General features: G+C 75.5%; 15 protein-coding genes. 5 read left to right on the top strand and 10 right to left on the bottom strand.

Annotation, left to right across the window (positions count from 1 at the left end; genetic code table 11):
• Positions 1–24 precede the first annotated feature (24 nt).
• A complete protein-coding gene (ctaC, locus tag HL663_RS11670) occupies positions 25–918 on the bottom strand; it encodes an aa3-type cytochrome oxidase subunit II (RefSeq protein WP_173028543.1) in 894 nt (297 codons plus the stop codon).
• Between the two features lie 130 nt (positions 919–1,048).
• On the opposite strand from ctaC, the gene HL663_RS11665 reads away from it, so the two are divergent.
• Complete coding sequence (locus tag HL663_RS11665; RefSeq protein ID WP_286175570.1) at positions 1,049–2,176, top strand: aminotransferase class V-fold PLP-dependent enzyme; 1,128 nt, start codon at positions 1,049–1,051, stop codon at positions 2,174–2,176.
• Positions 2,173–2,418 (top strand): sulfurtransferase TusA family protein, encoded by a 246-nt coding sequence (locus tag HL663_RS11660; protein WP_173028541.1) that lies wholly within the window; start codon positions 2,173–2,175, stop codon positions 2,416–2,418. Before HL663_RS11665 ends, HL663_RS11660 begins: the two co-directional genes overlap by 4 nt.
• Here HL663_RS11660 and aat read toward each other — a convergent pair.
• The 4 genes from aat to HL663_RS11640 all read right to left on the bottom strand — a co-directional run bounded on the left by aat (position 2,376) and on the right by HL663_RS11640 (position 5,894).
• Positions 2,376–3,080 (bottom strand): leucyl/phenylalanyl-tRNA--protein transferase, encoded by a 705-nt coding sequence (gene aat / locus HL663_RS11655; protein ID WP_173028540.1) that lies wholly within the window; start codon positions 3,078–3,080, stop codon positions 2,376–2,378. The two genes, HL663_RS11660 and aat, sit on opposite strands and share 43 nt — an antisense overlap.
• An 11-nt stretch (positions 3,081–3,091) precedes the next feature.
• Complete coding sequence (locus HL663_RS11650) at positions 3,092–4,075, bottom strand: carbohydrate kinase family protein (RefSeq protein ID WP_173028539.1); 984 nt, start codon at positions 4,073–4,075, stop codon at positions 3,092–3,094.
• Between the two features lie 76 nt (positions 4,076–4,151).
• On the bottom strand, positions 4,152–4,523 hold the full coding sequence (locus HL663_RS11645; RefSeq protein ID WP_173028538.1) for a HesB/IscA family protein: 372 nt from the start codon (positions 4,521–4,523) through the stop codon (positions 4,152–4,154).
• A gap of 207 nt (positions 4,524–4,730) precedes the next feature.
• Positions 4,731–5,894 carry a glycerate kinase family protein gene (locus HL663_RS11640; RefSeq protein WP_173028537.1) on the bottom strand — a complete coding sequence of 388 codons (1,164 nt, stop codon included), beginning with the start codon at positions 5,892–5,894 and terminating at the stop codon, positions 4,731–4,733.
• 87 nt (positions 5,895–5,981) lie between these two features.
• Between HL663_RS11640 and HL663_RS11635 the strand changes: the two genes are divergently transcribed.
• Complete coding sequence (locus HL663_RS11635) at positions 5,982–6,497, top strand: DinB family protein (protein WP_173028536.1); 516 nt, start codon at positions 5,982–5,984, stop codon at positions 6,495–6,497.
• 19 nt (positions 6,498–6,516) lie between these two features.
• Positions 6,517–7,713, top strand: coding sequence for a quinolinate synthase NadA (gene nadA / locus HL663_RS11630; RefSeq protein ID WP_173028535.1), 1,197 nt, complete (start codon positions 6,517–6,519; stop codon positions 7,711–7,713).
• A 19-nt stretch (positions 7,714–7,732) separates the two neighbouring features.
• On the opposite strand, the gene HL663_RS11625 is transcribed toward nadA, so the two are convergent.
• The 4 genes from HL663_RS11625 to HL663_RS11610 are packed head-to-tail and all read right to left on the bottom strand — an operon-like array spanning position 7,733 to position 10,932.
• The gene (locus HL663_RS11625; protein ID WP_286175568.1) at positions 7,733–8,299 is read right to left on the bottom strand and encodes a hypothetical protein; all 567 of its coding nucleotides are present in this window, start codon (positions 8,297–8,299) and stop codon (positions 7,733–7,735) included.
• Positions 8,283–8,510, bottom strand: a complete 228-nt coding sequence (locus HL663_RS11620) for a hypothetical protein (RefSeq protein ID WP_173028534.1) — start codon at positions 8,508–8,510, stop codon at positions 8,283–8,285. Before HL663_RS11620 ends, HL663_RS11625 begins: the two co-directional genes overlap by 17 nt.
• 59 nt (positions 8,511–8,569) lie before the next feature.
• On the bottom strand, positions 8,570–9,613 hold the full coding sequence (locus HL663_RS11615) for a glutathione S-transferase family protein (RefSeq protein ID WP_173028533.1): 1,044 nt from the start codon (positions 9,611–9,613) through the stop codon (positions 8,570–8,572).
• 17 nt (positions 9,614–9,630) lie between these two features.
• Positions 9,631–10,932, bottom strand: coding sequence for a dipeptidase (locus HL663_RS11610; RefSeq protein WP_173030136.1), 1,302 nt, complete (start codon positions 10,930–10,932; stop codon positions 9,631–9,633).
• A gap of 161 nt (positions 10,933–11,093) precedes the next feature.
• Here HL663_RS11610 and HL663_RS11605 point away from each other — a divergent pair, with 161 nt between their 5' ends.
• Positions 11,094–11,672: a DUF3043 domain-containing protein gene (locus tag HL663_RS11605; RefSeq protein ID WP_173028532.1), complete on the top strand. Its 579-nt coding sequence runs from the start codon at positions 11,094–11,096 to the stop codon at positions 11,670–11,672.
• A gap of 19 nt (positions 11,673–11,691) precedes the next feature.
• Here HL663_RS11605 and HL663_RS11600 read toward each other — a convergent pair whose 3' ends face one another.
• Positions 11,692–14,880, bottom strand: a complete 3,189-nt coding sequence (locus HL663_RS11600) for a thioesterase domain-containing protein (RefSeq protein WP_173028531.1) — start codon at positions 14,878–14,880, stop codon at positions 11,692–11,694.
• Positions 14,881–14,934 lie beyond the last annotated feature (54 nt).

Below are 14,934 nucleotides of genomic sequence, written 5' to 3'. Positions count from 1 at the left end.
GTCGTGTCGGTCGCGGCGCTCATCTCAGTTACCTCCGCCGGGCTGGACGGTCTGGCCGCTCATCAGGGCCTCACGGTTGAGGGTGTTGTTGAGCAGACCGGTCTGGTCGGCCGCCCGCAGGTCGGCCATGTGCTGGTCGTACTCCGCGCGGGAGACGACCTTGACGTTGAACAGCATCTGGGAGTGGTAGGCGCCGCAGAGCTCGGCGCACTTGCCCTTGAACTGGCCCTCCTGGGTCGGGACGACCTGGAAGCGGTTGACCCGCCCCGGGAGCATGTCCATCTTCTGGAGGAAGGCCGGCACCCAGAACGAGTGGATGACGTCGCGCGCGGTGAGCACGAACTCGACCCGCTCGCCGACGGGGAGGTACAGCGTCGGGATGGTCTCCTCGGCGCCCGGCTCCCCCGTGAGGATGGCCTGCGTGCCGACCTCGTGGACGTCGTCCTCGAGGTAGTTGAAGTCCCAGCTCCACTGCTTGCCCACGACGTTGACGGTGACGTCGGGCTTCTTCGAGGTGTCGACGAGGGCGGCCTCGTCACGCGCCGTGTAGTAGAAGAACACGACGATCATGAGCATCGGCACGACCGTGTAGAGGATCTCGATCGGGATGTTGTAGCGCAGCTGGACGGGCAGCTCGGTGTCGTCCTGGCGGCGGCGGTAGGCGCCGAGGCACCACACGATGAGGCCGATGACGAGCAGGCCGACCGCGATGAGCGCGATCCACGCCCCGATCCACAGGGTCGTGACGCGCTCGCCCCCCTCGGTCACCGCGTGCGGGAGCCATCCGGTGGAGGCGTCACCGCGCAGGTCGCCGCTGGCGCAGCCACCGAGCGCGAGGGTGGCGAGGGCACCGACGAGAACCGTCGTGCCGAGCCGCCGCCGTGGGCGACGGGGCGAGGAGGAGTCGTGCTGGCGCACCGCTGCACCCTTCGTGTCGTGGAGCGAGGACGATCGAGGCAAACCCTACTGCACGGGTACCTCACCGGGCATGCAGGGGGGCTACCGTCGACCCGTGGCGCACACCACCGTTCAACCTTCCACAGCGTCCTTGACGGCGGGCCTCCTGGACGCCTCACGGGGCCCTCTGCACCCCCTCGGGGAGGCGACGCTGACCGCCGCCCTCGGGGTCGCCTGGGCCGACCCGGCCGCCCGGCACGCCCCCGGCCGCGCCGCACGGGCGCACCTCGACACGGCCCGGGCCGTCCTCGCCGGGGCCGTCGGCGTGAGCCCGGACGAGCTCTCGGTGCACTCGAGCGCCGAGGAGGCCCTCGCCGTCGGGCTGGACGGACTGCTCCACGCCCGCCGGCGCACGGGCACCCGCGTCGTGGCAGGCGCCACCGAGCGCTCGGTCCTGCTCCTGCGCGCCGGCGACGCCGAGCCCGTGCCCGTCGACCGCCACGGGCGCGTCGACGTCGACGCCTGGGAGCGCGCCGTCGCCGCCCCCGGGGTCGCCGCGGCCGTGCTCCAGACCGCCAACGGCGAGGTCGGCACCCGCCAGCCGGTCGACCACCTCGCGGCGGCGGCCCGGGCGGCCGGCGTCCCGCTGCTGCTCGACGCCACCGCCTCCCTCGGCCGCGAGCCGCTGCCCGGCGTCGGGGACGTCGTCGTCGCCGACGCCTCGTCCTTCGGTGGGCCGCCGCTCGGAATGCTCGGGGTGCGCACCGGGACGCGCTGGTCCCTGCCCGGCCCGCGCCGCGAGGCCGAGCACGGGCGCGCCCTCGCGGCGCCCTGGGTCCCGCTCGTGCTCGCCGCGGCCGAGGCGTGGCGCCAGACCGAGCGGTCGGCCGAGGACGACGCCCGCGAGGCCCGCACGCTCGTCGCGCGGGTGCGGGAGGCCGCCGCCGGGGTGCGCGACGTCGAGGTCCTCGGCGACGCCACCGACGCCCTCCCGCACGTCGTGACCTTCAGCGTCCTGCTCGCCGACGGCGAGGCCCTCGTCGACGAGCTCGCCGCCCGCGGGCTGGCCGTGGCCTCGGGGTCGGCGTGCACCTCGAGCGTGCTGCGGCCGAGCCACGTCCTCGCCGCGATGGGCGTCCTCACCCACGGCAACGTCCGGGTGGTCCTTCCCCTGGCCTCGGTCGCCGTCGACCGCGAGGCGTCCGTCGAACGCCTCTGCCGCGAGCTGCCGGAGGCGGTCCGCGCCGTCCGGACCCGGATGGGCACCGAGGACCTGTGAGCGAGCCCGCCGTCGTCGACGCCCGCGGCACCCGCTGCCCGGTGCCGGTCATCCGGGTGGCCCGGGCCGCGCAGGGCCTCTCCCCCGGCGCCTCGCTCGTCCTGCTCGCCGACGACGTGGCCGCCCGCTCCGACGTCCCGGCGTGGGCGCGGATGCGCGGTCACGGCCTCACGCTGGCCGACGAGGGGTCGTGGACCCGCTACACCGTCGTCGTCGGGGCCACGGCCGCCAGGTCGACCTGAGGCGCCCGCAGCGCCGGCCCCAGCGCGCGGCGGTAGTCCTCGCGCGACCACTCCTGCGCCCCCATCCGGCGCAGGTGGTCGGTCGCCCACTGCACGTCGACGAGCCGGCGGGGGTCGCCGTCGGCGAAGAAGCGGCCCACGAGCCCGACGAGCGCGACCTTCGAGGCGTCGCGGACGCGGTGGAACATCGACTCCCCCGCGAAGAGGCCGCCGACCGAGACCCCGTACAGCCCTCCGACGAGGGCGCCCTCCTGCCACACCTCGACGCTGTGGGCCCACCCCAGCCGGTGCAGCTCCTCGTAGGCGGCGGCGATCTCGTCGGTGATCCACCGCCCGTCGCGCGAGGGGTCGGCGCACCCGGCGACGACCTCGGTGAAGGCGGTGTCGACGGTCACCTCGAAGCGCGGCAGGACCTTGCGCAGCGAGGAGCGCACCCGCAGCGCCCCCGGTGGGATGACGCCGCGCGGGTCGGGCGACCACCAGCCGACCGTCCCGGCGCCGTCGCGGCCCAGGCCCATCGGGAACAGGCCGAGCCGGTAGGCCGCGAGGAGCGTGCCGGGCTCGAGGTCGGCCCCGGCGGCGACGAGGTCGTCACCGTCCACCGCGTCGGCGGCGTCGAGCAGCCAGCCGGTCGGCGGCGGCTCCACGGGAGGGAAGGCCACGGCGGGCGGCGTCAGTCGCGGGCGAAGCGCACGTGCGGCGCGATCTCGGCGCTCGCCTGCGCGCCGTAGGCCGCCTCGACGCGGGCGAGGAAGCCGGCCCGGCCGACGACGTACTCCTGCGTGCCGACCGTCTCGAGGACGAACGCGGCGAGCACCGAGCCGATCTGCGCCGAGCGCTCGTGCGACAGGCCCCCGGAGAGCCCGACGAGGAAGCCGGCCCGGAACGCGTCGCCGACCCCGGTGGGGTCGACGCGCTCGACGTCGCCCGCGACGGGGACGTGGACCGGCTCCTGGCCGCGGGTGCGGATCTCGGCGCCGTCCTTGCCGAGCGTCACGACGCGCGTCGTGACGCGGGAGTCGATCTCGTCCTGGCTCCACCCGGTCTTGGTGGAGGTGAGGTGCGACTCGTACTCGTTGGTGATGAGGATCTCGGCGCCGTCGACGAGCTTGCGGATGAACGGGCCGTCGGCGAAGGCCAGCTGCTGCGAGGGGTCGGCGATGAAGCGGATGCCCCGCTCGCGGCACTCGTCGGTGTGGCGGAGCATCGCCTCGGGGTCGTCGGCCCCGATGAGCACGAGGTCGAGGTCCCAGCGCTCGTGGATCGGGCCGAGCTCGATCATCCGGGCCTCGCTCATCGCGCCCGCGTAGAAGGTCGCGATCTGGGCCATGTCGTCGTCGGTCGTGCAGACGAACCGGGCGGTGTGCCGGGTGCCGGAGACGAGCACGTGGTCGGTGACGACGCCGTGCCGGCCGAGCCAGCTGCGGTAGTCGGCGAAGTCCTCGCCGGCGGCGCCGACGAGGAGCGGCCGGGCCCCGAGCACGCCCATCCCGAAGCAGATGTTGCCCGCGACGCCCCCACGACGGATGTCGAGCTGGTCGGCGAGGAAGCTGACCGAGATCTTGTCGAGCTGCTCCACGACGAGGGAGTCGGCGAAGCGGCCGCGGAAGGTCATGAGGTGATCGGTCGCGATGGACCCGGTGACGGCGATCTGCACCAGAGCAACCTACCCGGCGGCCGGGGACGCGGACGGGCCCGGACCCCGCGAGGAGGTCCGGGCCCGTCCGGGTGCGTCAGCTGAAGCTGTCGCCGCAGGCGCAGGAGCTGCCCGCGTTGGGGTTGTCGATCGTGAAGCCCTGCTTCTCGATGGTGTCCGAGAAGTCGATGCTCGCGCCCTCGAGGTAGGGGGCGCTCATGCGGTCGACGACGACCTCGACACCGCCGAAGTCGCGCACGAGGTCACCGTCGAGGGTGCGCTCGTCGAAGTAGAGCTGGTAGATGAGGCCCGAGCATCCGCCGGGCTGGACCCCGACGCGCAGCCGGAGGTCGTCGCGCCCCTCCTGCGCGAGCAGGGAGGCGACCTTGGAGGCGGCCACGTCCGTGAGCAGCACGCCGTGGGCGGCGGTCTCGGTGGTGGCCTCGGTGGTCTGGAGCTGGTCGCTCATGGGTGAGGACTCCTCGTCGCTGTCGGTGGGCCGGCCGGCTGGCCGCCACGAGGGGGAACCGAGGGCGGGGCCCCGGTGTTCCCGGACTCCTCCACTGTACGTCGCGCCACCGACGGGTGGAGCCACCGCCCGGTCCGTGTGCCGGCTACACCGCAGTAACTGTCGCCAGGGCAGCACCTCCTGCGGCGTAGCCCGCGTCGGAAGGGGTCAGCGGGCGGGCGACCAGGTGCGGGCGACCCGCCGGGCCCGGGCGCGCAGGGTGCCGACGGGGTCGGCGAGCATCGCGTCGACCTCGGCCGGGTGGTCGGCCAGGGCGTAGCAGCCGGCCAGGCCCATCGTCATCGTCTCGCGCCGGCCGACGAGCAGCTCGCCGGCGACGACGACGGCCGGGCGGCCGGTCGCGGCGGTCGCCTCGGCGACCCCGGAGACGACGGAGCCGCGCACGCTGGTCCAGTCGAGCCGGTCGGTCGCGGTGACGACGAGGTCGCTGCCGGCCGCGGCGACGTCGAAGCCGGTCAGGCGCAGCACCTCGGTGACGGCGGGCACGGGGCGCGCGCCGAGCACGAGGAGCGCGTAGCCCAGGCCCCCGGCGGCGCCGGCGCCGAGCTCGCGGTCGAGCCGACGGGGCTGACCGCTCAGGAGGTCGAGCGGGCGCGGCACCGCCCGCCCGACGACGTCGGTGAAGTGGCCGAGCGCGGACTCCAGCGCCTGGGAGGTCTCGGGCGTGGCCCCCTTGCCGGGCGCGCCGACGGCGCTCGTGCCCGAGAGGCCGAGCAGCGGGGTCTCGTCGTCGGTCGCGAGGACGACCTCGGTGCCCGAGAGACGGTCGAGGACGCCGGGCAGCCCGATGAGCGCCGACTCGTCCGCGGCGCCCAGGGCGAGGCCGCCGCGCGCGAGGAGGTCGGCGGGGCCGGCCCCGAGGGCTGCGAGCATCCCCGCTCCCCCGTCGTTCGTCGCGCCGCCGCCGACCCCGACGACGACCCGGTCGACGCCCTCGGCGAGGGCGGCCTCGAGCAGCTGCCCGACGCCCCACGTGCTCGTGATGCCGGGGTCGCGCTCGTCGGCGGCGAGCAGGTGCAGGCCGATGGCCTGGGCGGCCTCGACGTACGCGGTGCGCCGGCCGGGCTCGTCGACGAGGAGGAGGGTGGCGGGCACCTCGCGCCCGAGCGGGTCGCTGACCGTCGTCGCGACCATCTCGCCGCCGCAGGCGCGGGCGACGACGTCGAGGAAGCCGGGGCCGCCGCCCGAGAGGGGCAGCAGCCGCACCTCGTCGTGGGGCGCGCCGAGGGCCCAGCCCTCGGCCATCGCGGTGGCCACCTGGACCGGCCCGAGGGTGGAGCCGAAGGCGTCGGGGGCGATGAGCACGCGCACGGGGCGAGCGTATCGCCGACGGCCCTGGCGGGTGTCGGTGGACGGGCCTAGGGTCGCGCCACCAGACCAGCCGCCAGGAGGCCCCCCGTGTCCGACGCCCAGCCCACCGACCTCGACCCCGAGCGCGTCGCCCTCCTCGAGGCCCTCGCCCAGCAGCGCTACTTCTTCCTCCACACCGTCGAGTGCCTCACCGACGACCAGGCGCGCCTGACGCCGACGGCGAGCAGCCTCTGCCTCGGCGGGCTCGTCAAGCACGTCGCGCTCACCGAGCGCGGGTGGACCGACTTCGTCGAGCACGGGACGATGGCCGGCGGCGACGACGCCGACTACGACGCGCGCGAGCGTGAGTTCCGCCTCCTCGAGGACGAGACCCTGGCGGAGGTCGTGGCGCTGTACCGCGAGGTGGCGGCCCACACCGACGAGCTGGTCCGCACGGTCGACCTCTCGGCCAGCCACCCGCTGCCCCCCGCGCCCTGGTTCACGCCGGGCGAGCGGCGCAGCGCCCGGCGCACCTTCCTCCACCTGCTCTCCGAGCTCGCGCACCACACCGGCCACGCCGACGTCATCCGCGAGACGGTCGACGGTCAGAGGTCGATGGGCTGAGCACCTAGGATCGGGCGCCGTGACCACCACCGCCGGCACGCCGCAGCACGCCCCGCTCCCCCTCCTCGTCCTCGGGCGGGGCCGCGAGCTCGCCACCGAGCGGGGGGTCGAGTGCCCCGGCGACCTGCCGGCCCCCTCGGACCCCGGCCTCGTCGAGCGGGCGAGGGCGGCCCGGGCCGCCCTCGGGGACCGGCTCTTCGTCCTCGGCCACCACTACCAGCGCGACGAGGTCATCGAGTTCGCCGACGTCACCGGCGACTCCTTCAAGCTGGCCAAGGAGGCGGCCGCGCGACCGGACGCCGAGTTCGTCGTCTTCTGCGGCGTGCACTTCATGGCGGAGTCGGCCGACATCCTCACCTCGGACGCCCAGACCGTCGTCCTGCCCGACCTCGCGGCCGGTTGCTCGATGGCCGACATGGCCGCCCTGGACCAGGTGCAGGAGTGCTGGGACGAGCTGGTCGCCGCGGGTGTCGCCGACAGGACGGTGCCCGTCACGTACATGAACTCCTCGGCGGCCATCAAGGCGTTCACCGGCCGGGAGGGTGGCACGGTCTGCACCTCCTCCAACGCCCGCACGGCGCTCACCTGGGCGCTGGAGCAGGCCGGCGAGGGCGGCAAGGTGCTGTTCCTGCCCGACCAGCACCTCGGCCGCAACACCTACGTGCGCGACCTCGGCGGCCGCCTCGACGGCTGCGTCGTCTGGGACCCGCACCGCCCGATGGGCGGCCTCACGCCCGAGCAGCTGCGCGACGCGACGATGATCCTCTGGCGCGGGCACTGCTCGGTGCACGGCCGCTTCTCCGTCGAGGCGGTCGAGGCCGCCCGCCGCGAGGTGCCGGCCGTGCGCGTCATCGTCCACCCCGAGTGCCGCCACGAGGTCGTCGAGCTCGCCGACGAGGTCGGCTCGACCGAGAAGATCATCCGCACGATCGCCGCCGCACCGGCGGGGACGGCGTGGGCCGTCGGCACCGAGCTCAACCTCGTGCGACGCCTCGCCGCGCAGTTCCCCGAGCAGCGCATCCTCTTCCTCGAGAAGAACGTCTGCTACTGCTCGACGATGAACCGCATCGACCTGCCGCACCTCGTGTGGGCGCTGGAGTCGCTCGTCGACGGCCGGGTGGTCAACCCGATCCGTGTCGACCCCGAGGTCGCGCACTGGGCGAAGGTGGCGCTGGACCGGATGCTCGCCTTGCCCGGCGAGACCTCGAAGGACTGAGGCCTCCGAGCCCGGCCCCTCAGGCGCCGGGCTCGGCCGGCAGCCCCGTGTCCCGCACGAGGTAGAGCCAGGGGAAGGCGCGCACCGCGACGACCCAACCGTCGCCCTCGTACGCGTCCGCCGGCCGCGACCAGAGCACCCGCCGGTGCTCCCACTGCGTCGGCGTCCGGGCGACGCGGTGCCGCAGCATGCCCGCCCCGACGGTGCGCCAGCCCTGCCGGCCGGCGATCTCGAGCTCGTGCATCTCGTCGAAGGCCGTGACCGGGCCGAGCCAGCGCTCCTGCGCCTCGGGGCCGGCGTCCTCGCTCGCCCCGCCGAACCGCTGCTGGGCGGCCTGACGGGTCAGGCCGAGCACCTCGCCGACGGCGGCCCAGCTGCGCCCGTCGGCGCGCGCGGCGAGCACCGCCTGCTGGAGCAGGTCACGGGTGGCGGCGTGGGCCTGCGCGGCCCGCTCGACGAGCGCGAGGGCGTCCGGGGCCTCACCGGCCGCGCCGAGCGGGCCGAGGACGACGTGGGCCAGCCGGTCGGCGAGGGCCTCGTCGCCGGGCGCGACGCCGGGCCGGGCCGGGTCAGGAGTCACGGTCACGGCTCGGCAGCCACAGCCCCTCGCGGTCCGACCCGCGGCCGCGCGCGCCACGGCCGATCGCGACGGCCCCGAGCACCATGAGGGCGACGGTCATCCCCTGGAAGAGCCCGTGGACGAAGCCGGAGTCGACGAGGCGGCTGAGACAGAAGGTGACGAGGCCGGCGAGCACGAGGACCGTGCCGCCGCCGAGGGCGGTCCGTTGCGCGTTCATGCGTCAACGATCTCTTGACACCACGGAGATGTCAAGAGGACGTTGACAGCGGGCCGGCGTCAGCCGACGTGGACGAGCCCGTCGTCGCCGACGTGGGGGTTGTGCGCGGTCGGGACCCGCTCCCCCACCGGCGGCGGGCCGGGCGGGGTGCCGTCACCGAACGGACGACCGCCGAGGGCCTCGCGCCCGTGCGGCGTCGCCCAGCCGGCGAGGTCCGGGCCCTGCGGCACGACGCCGGTCGGGTTGATGTCGCGGTGGACCTCGTAGTAGTGGCTCTTGACGTGCACGAAGTCGGTCGTGTCGCCGAAGCCCGGGGTCTGGAACAGGTCGCGCGCGTAGGCCCAGAGGACCGGCATCTCGCTCAGCTTCGTGCGGTTGCACTTGAAGTGCCCGTGGTAGACCGGGTCGAAACGGGCGAGGGTCGTGAAGAGCCGGACGTCGGCCTCGGTGATGCTCTCGCCCATGAGGTAGCGCCGCGTCGCGAGGCGCTCCTCGAGCCAGTCCAGCGCCGTGAAGAGGCGCTCGTAGGCGGCGTCGTAGGCGGCCTGGGTCCCGGCGAAGCCGCAGCGGTACACGCCGTTGTTGACCTCGGTGTAGACCCGCTTCATCACCGCGTCCATCTCCTCGCGCAGCGCCTCGGGGTAGAGGTCGGGCGCACCGTCGCGGTGGTGCTCGCGCCACTGCGTCGAGAGGTCGAGGGTCATCTGCGCGAAGCCGTTGGTCACGACCTGACCGCTCGGCACGTCGACGATCGCCGGCACGGTGATGCCGCGGGGGTAGCCGGGGAAGCGCTTCTCGTAGGCGTCCTTGATGCGCGGGATGCCCAGGACCGGGTCGACCTCGCCGGGGTCGAGGTCGAAGGTCCACGAGTCGGCGTCGTGGGTCGGGCCGCAGATGCCCATCGAGATCGCGTCCTCGAGCCCGAGCAGGCGCCGGACGATGATCGCCCGGTTGGCCCAGGGGCAGGCCCGCGCGACGACGAGCCGGTAGCGCCCGGCCTCGACCGGCCACGCGTGCTCGCCGGACCCGTCCGTCGTGATGCGGTCCTCGATGTAGTTGGTGTCGCGCTGGAAGTCTTCCTCGACGTACGTGCCCTGGGCCACGGTGGGTCCTCTCTGGTTCAGGCGGGGAGCGCGCCGAGACGGGCGAGCAGGAGCGCCTCGGCGAGGCACACCGACTCGAACTCGGCGAGGTGGAGCGACTCGTTCGCGCCGTGGGCGCGGGTGTCGGGGTCCTCGACCCCGGTGACGAGGATCGCCGCGTCGGGGAAGCGCTCGGCGAACGCGGCGACGAACGGGATGGACCCGCCGACGCCGATGTCGACCGGCTCCGTGCCCCAGGCGTCGGTGAAGGCGGCGCGCGCCTGGTCGTAGACCGGGCCCTGCGCGTCGGCGGCGAAGCCGAGGCCGCGCTCCTCGAGCTCGACCTCGACCCGCGCGCCCCACGGGGCGTGCGCGAGCAGGTGCGAGCGCAGCGCCTCGAAGGCGGCGAGGTCGTCCTGGGTCGGGGCCAGGCGCATCGAGACCTTGGCGCGGGCCGAGGGCACGAGGGTGTTGGACGAGCGCTCGATCGTCGGCACGTCGAGGCCGATCGTCGTGATGGCCGGACGGGTCCAGAGACGCGAGAGCAGGGAGCCGCTGCCGATGACCTCGACGCCGTCGAGCAGGCCGGACTCGGCGCGCAGGCGCGACTCCGGGTAGTCGAGGTCGGAGGCCTCCCCCGCGTCGAGCCCGGAGACCGCGACGTCGCCGGCGTCGTCGTGCATCGTCGCGAGCAGCCGGACGAGCGCGGTGATGGCGTCGGGGACGGCGCCGCCGAACATCCCGGAGTGCACGCCGTGGTCGAGGGTGGTCACGGTGACGACGACGCGGATCATCCCGCGCAGCGTCGTCGTGAGGGCCGGCTCGCCGACGTCCCAGTTCTGGCTGTCGGCCAGGACGATGGCGTCGGCCCGCAGCCGCTCGCCGTGCCGCTCGAGGATGGTCGGCAGCGAGTCGGAGCCGATCTCCTCCTCGCCCTCGACGAAGACGGTGACGCCGACCGGCAGGTCGTCGCCGTGGGCGCGCAGGGCGGCGACGTGCGCCATGACCCCGGCCTTGTCGTCGGCGGCGCCGCGGCCGTAGAGCCGGCCGTCGCGCTCGGTGGGCTCGAACGGCGGGCTGTCCCACAGCGCCTCGTCGCCGGGCGGCTGGACGTCGTGGTGCGCGTAGAGCATGACGGTGCGCGACCCGGGCGGGCCGGCGCGGTGGCCGATGACGGCGGGGCGCCCGCCCTCGCGGACGATCTCGACCTCGAGGCCCTCGGCCCGCAGGAGCTCGGCGGTGGCCTCGGCGCTCGCCTCGACGTGCGCCTGGTCGAAGGCGTCGAGCGAGACGGACGGGATGCGGGTCAGCGCCTCGAGGTCCGCGCGGACCTGCGGCATGAGCTCGCGGATGCGCTCGCGGAGGGCGGTCTTCTGGGCGTCGGGGAGCACGTCGGTCACGTCTCGAGACCCTACCGACCCGCGGGGTCCGGGTGGCGCCCGCGCCCCGGCCGGACGGCGCAGCGCGGAGGCACCCCGCGGGTGCACCTAGAGTTGCCCTCGTGTTCGGACGCAGCAAGTCGAGTGAAGAGACCCCCGCGGAGCAGGCGCACGCCGCCCGGGAGGGGGCCAAGGGGCGCCCCACGCCGAAGCGGCGCGACCAGGAGGCCGCCCGTCGGCGCCCGCTCGTCGTCACCGACCGCAAGGCCGCCCGCAGCTCGGACCGCCAGCAGCGCCGCGAGGAGCTGGCCAAGGTCCGGCGCGCGCTCGAGACCGGTGACGAGACGCACTTCCCGCCGCGCGACCGCGGCCCGGTGCGCCGCTACATCCGCGACTTCGTCGACGCCCGCCGCAACCTCGGCGAGTTCCTCCTGCCGGTGATGCTCATCGTGCTGGCCTTGAGCCTCATCAACATTCCCGCCATCTTCGCCGCGAGCGTCTACCTCACGTGGGGCGCCGTGCTGCTCGTCGTCATCGACACCGTGCTCATGTGGCGCAGGCTCAAGGGCCGCCTCGTCGCGAAGTTCGGCGCCGACGGCGTGCCGAAGGGCAGCGTCACCTACGCCGTCATGCGCGTCTTCCAGCTGCGTCGCAGCCGCCGCCCCGTGCCGATGGTCGCGCGCGGCGACTACCCGGCCTGACCGAGGCCGCGCAGCCCGCTCAGCCCGTCCGGCCCGCTCCGGCGGCGCGGGCGAGGCAGAGCGCCGAGCGCATCGTCCCGTAGCCGCGGGAGGACAGCGGCGAGGCGTCGCGGTCGGCCGCCGTGCAGGCGTCGGTCGCCGCCGTCGGCGCGAGCCCCTCGCCGGCCACCGCGGGCGCGGTGTCGCAGTCGCCCCGGGCGACCGGGGCCAGGCCCGAGCCGGCGACCTGGTCGTCGCGCGCGCAGCGCAGCGTCCGCAGCGACTGGTCGGACAGCACCCACCCGAGCGGGGCCGCGAGCGAGGGACGCGTCGGCTGGTAGAAGACCTTGACCGCCGGGCCGCGCCAGCCCTCGACCGCGGCGCACACGGCGAGCGTGTCGTCGTCGCAGCCGGGCACGAGGTCGGCGGTGGAGAACGCGGCGAGCGCGCGGTGCAGCTGGGTGTCGGTCGAGGACAGGGCCGCCGTCGCCGACCCCTTGGTCAGCAGCGGCACGAGGACCTCGTTCGTCGCGCCGGCCGGGTCGGCCGCGAGGTCGCTCCCCTGACCGTTGTCGAGGTAGACGACGACGGGCAGCACGAGGGCGCCGTCGCGGCGACCGTCGAGGACGGCCGCGTTGTGCGCCCGCAGGGTCGGCAGCCACCGGGGCGCGAGGTCGACGAGGGTGCCGAGCCCGTCGTTGTCGGCGTAGCCCCCGTCGACGACCTGCTGGGCGTCGGGCGAGGTGCCGCCGTCCGGGCAGCCGGTCGTGACGACCCCCGAGGGGGTGACGTACGGGAAGCGCGAGGCGAGGAGGGCGACGGTGCTCGCCCGCAGCGCCGGCGCGCGGTCCGAGCACCCCACCCGCAGCGTCGCGAGGAGGTCGACCGAGTCCGGCACCGCGGTCGGGGTGCGGCAGTCGCGCGGGTCCGGGGCGGGGTCGAGCCCGACCTGGCTGAGCAGGGTGCGGCAGTGCGTGGCGACGGAGGTCGAGTTGAGGACGAGCGCCCCCGTGACCCGACCGCGGGGCGCCGCGAGGTAGGGCGCACGCAGACCCGGGACGGCCTGCTCCCACGCCCGCTCCATGAGGCCCGCGCGGTCGACCCAGCCGCGCTCGCCGGAGGTCGGGAAGGCGAGCCCGGTGACCGAGCGCAGGGGGTCGCGGACGAGCAGTCCGGAGACCGCCGACCCGAGGGCCTCCGGCCCGGCCATCCGCTCGACCGCGGGGAAGGCCTGGCCACCGACGTCGGCGAACGCCGACACGGTCAGCCCGACCGCGCCGCCGCTGGCCCCGGACGACACGAGCGCCTCGGAGCACGCACCCCCGGCGTCGGCCAGCGCGTCGGTGCCGAGCGCCGTCCAGGCCGCCGCGCGGATGCCCCCGCCCTCGGCCGCGAGGAGGAACAGGGGCCGGACGCGGTAGGACGTCCCCGGCAGCGCCGTGCTGCAGCCGGGTTGCGCCAGCATCGTCGACAGCCGCGCCCCGAGCCCGGTGCGTGCGGCGGGGTCCGGGGCGGCAGCGGTGGTCGTCCGCAGCCCGTGGACGCGGGCGTCGCTGCCGGTCAGGCCGACGACGAGCCCGGACAGCAGGACGATCGTGAGGACCGGCGCGGTGCGCAGCACGGGCGTCAGCGGGCGGGACAGCAGGTCGGGGGCTCCCCCGCCCTGGAGGAGGATGACCGTCGCCCCGAGCGGCAGCGCGACCGCCGTCACGGCGAGCAGCATGACGCCGATGACGCCGAGCCGGTCGGCGGTGGCCTCGGGGCGCAGCCCGAGCAGCGTGAAGAGGGCGACCCCGAGGGCCAGCAGCCCCCACCCGGCCAGGCGCGAGCGCCGCTGCGAGGTCTCGCCCATGACGCGGCCGGGCACGAGCGCGGTGAGCAGGTCGTCCGGGGCGTAGCGGCCGACGAGCCCGGCCAGCCACCGCGCGACCGGCCAGGTGAGCACCGACCCGACGACGCCGAGGACGAGCAGCCCGATGTTCCACCCGCCGTTGCCGAGCGCGACGGGGGCGGCGAACGCCCGCACGAGCCCGAGCCCGGGGATGACGAGGACGAGGACGCCGAGCACGTCGCCGACGACCCGGGTCGTCGCGGCCTGCTGCGCGGTGACCGGCCGGCGGTAGGGGCTCCACGGCACCTGGCCGCCGCCGCGGCGCAGCCACACCGAGCCGGCCCAGACGACGAGCGGGATGCCGACCGCGATGCCGAGGCGCACGCCGATGACGTCCCACCGGCCGAGCAGCAGGCGCGAGAGGAGGAGGGCGACGAGCACCACCGCGAGGGTGACGAACCACGGCAGGAGCGAGGGTCGGCGGTAGGGGGCGGCGCTCGGCGGGGTGCCGGCGCCGAGGACGCGCATCGCGACGTGGTGGCTGCGCAGGCGCCCGACGACGACGACGAGCGCGGCGACGAGACCGGTGAGCACCCCGCTGACGAGGGCGCGCCACGCCGGCCCGGAGTCGACCCACTGCCGCTGGACGTCGGGCAGCTGGTCGAGGACGTCGGTGCCGGACGCCAGCCCGAGCGCCCCGAAGGGCACGACGACGAGCAGGCTGAAGCGGTGGGTGTAGAGGGCGCCGAGCACGCGGCGCACCGGCCCCGCGGGGGTGCGGACGTCGTCCGGGCCGTACGGGGTCGGGTGCGCCGGCCCGCGCGGCGTGTCGGCGTGCTGTCGGCGCGCGAGCACCACGGCGAGCACGGCGAGGAGCAGCCCGAGCCACTTGACGGTGCTCGTCACGACGAGCGCCCGGGGGTGCCCCGAGCCGTCGGTGAGGTCGACCAGCAGCGCCGACTCGACGAGGTCGGCCGCCGCCCCGACCCCCAGGAGCAGGAGGGCCGCGGCGTACCAGGGCCGTCCCGGCGAGGTGCCGGTCGCGGCCGCGCGCAGCAGCGCCCCCGCCCCGAGGGCGTAGAGCGCGACGAGCACGACGTCGACGAGGGCGTAGGCCACGACCCAGCGGGCCGTCCCCGGCACGGCGGTCGCCGCGGTCGCGACCCGGGCCCAGGCGGCGTCCGTCGTCCCGGGCGCGAGCACGGCACCGACGGAGGTCAGCCCGCTCAGCGACGCTGTGCGCCCGGCGGTGACGACCTGGGCGACGAGGCCGTCGAGCTGGGCCAGGGCGATGAGGGTCGCCACGACGGCGGTGGCCCAGGCGCCGGCGAGGACCGCACGCCCGGACGGCAGCCCGGCCGCGAACGCGTCACGCACGGGAGACGGCTGCGTCGCCATCGGACCCTCCTCACCCGGGCCCACCGGCCCGCCGACCCATCGTCCTCCGGCAGG

The organism is Arthrobacter sp. NEB 688 (assembly GCF_013201035.1).
Taxonomy (GTDB): Bacteria; Actinomycetota; Actinomycetes; order Actinomycetales; family Dermatophilaceae; genus Phycicoccus.
Note: the sequence above shows the minus strand (reverse complement) of the source record. Positions and strands in the feature narration are given on the sequence as shown.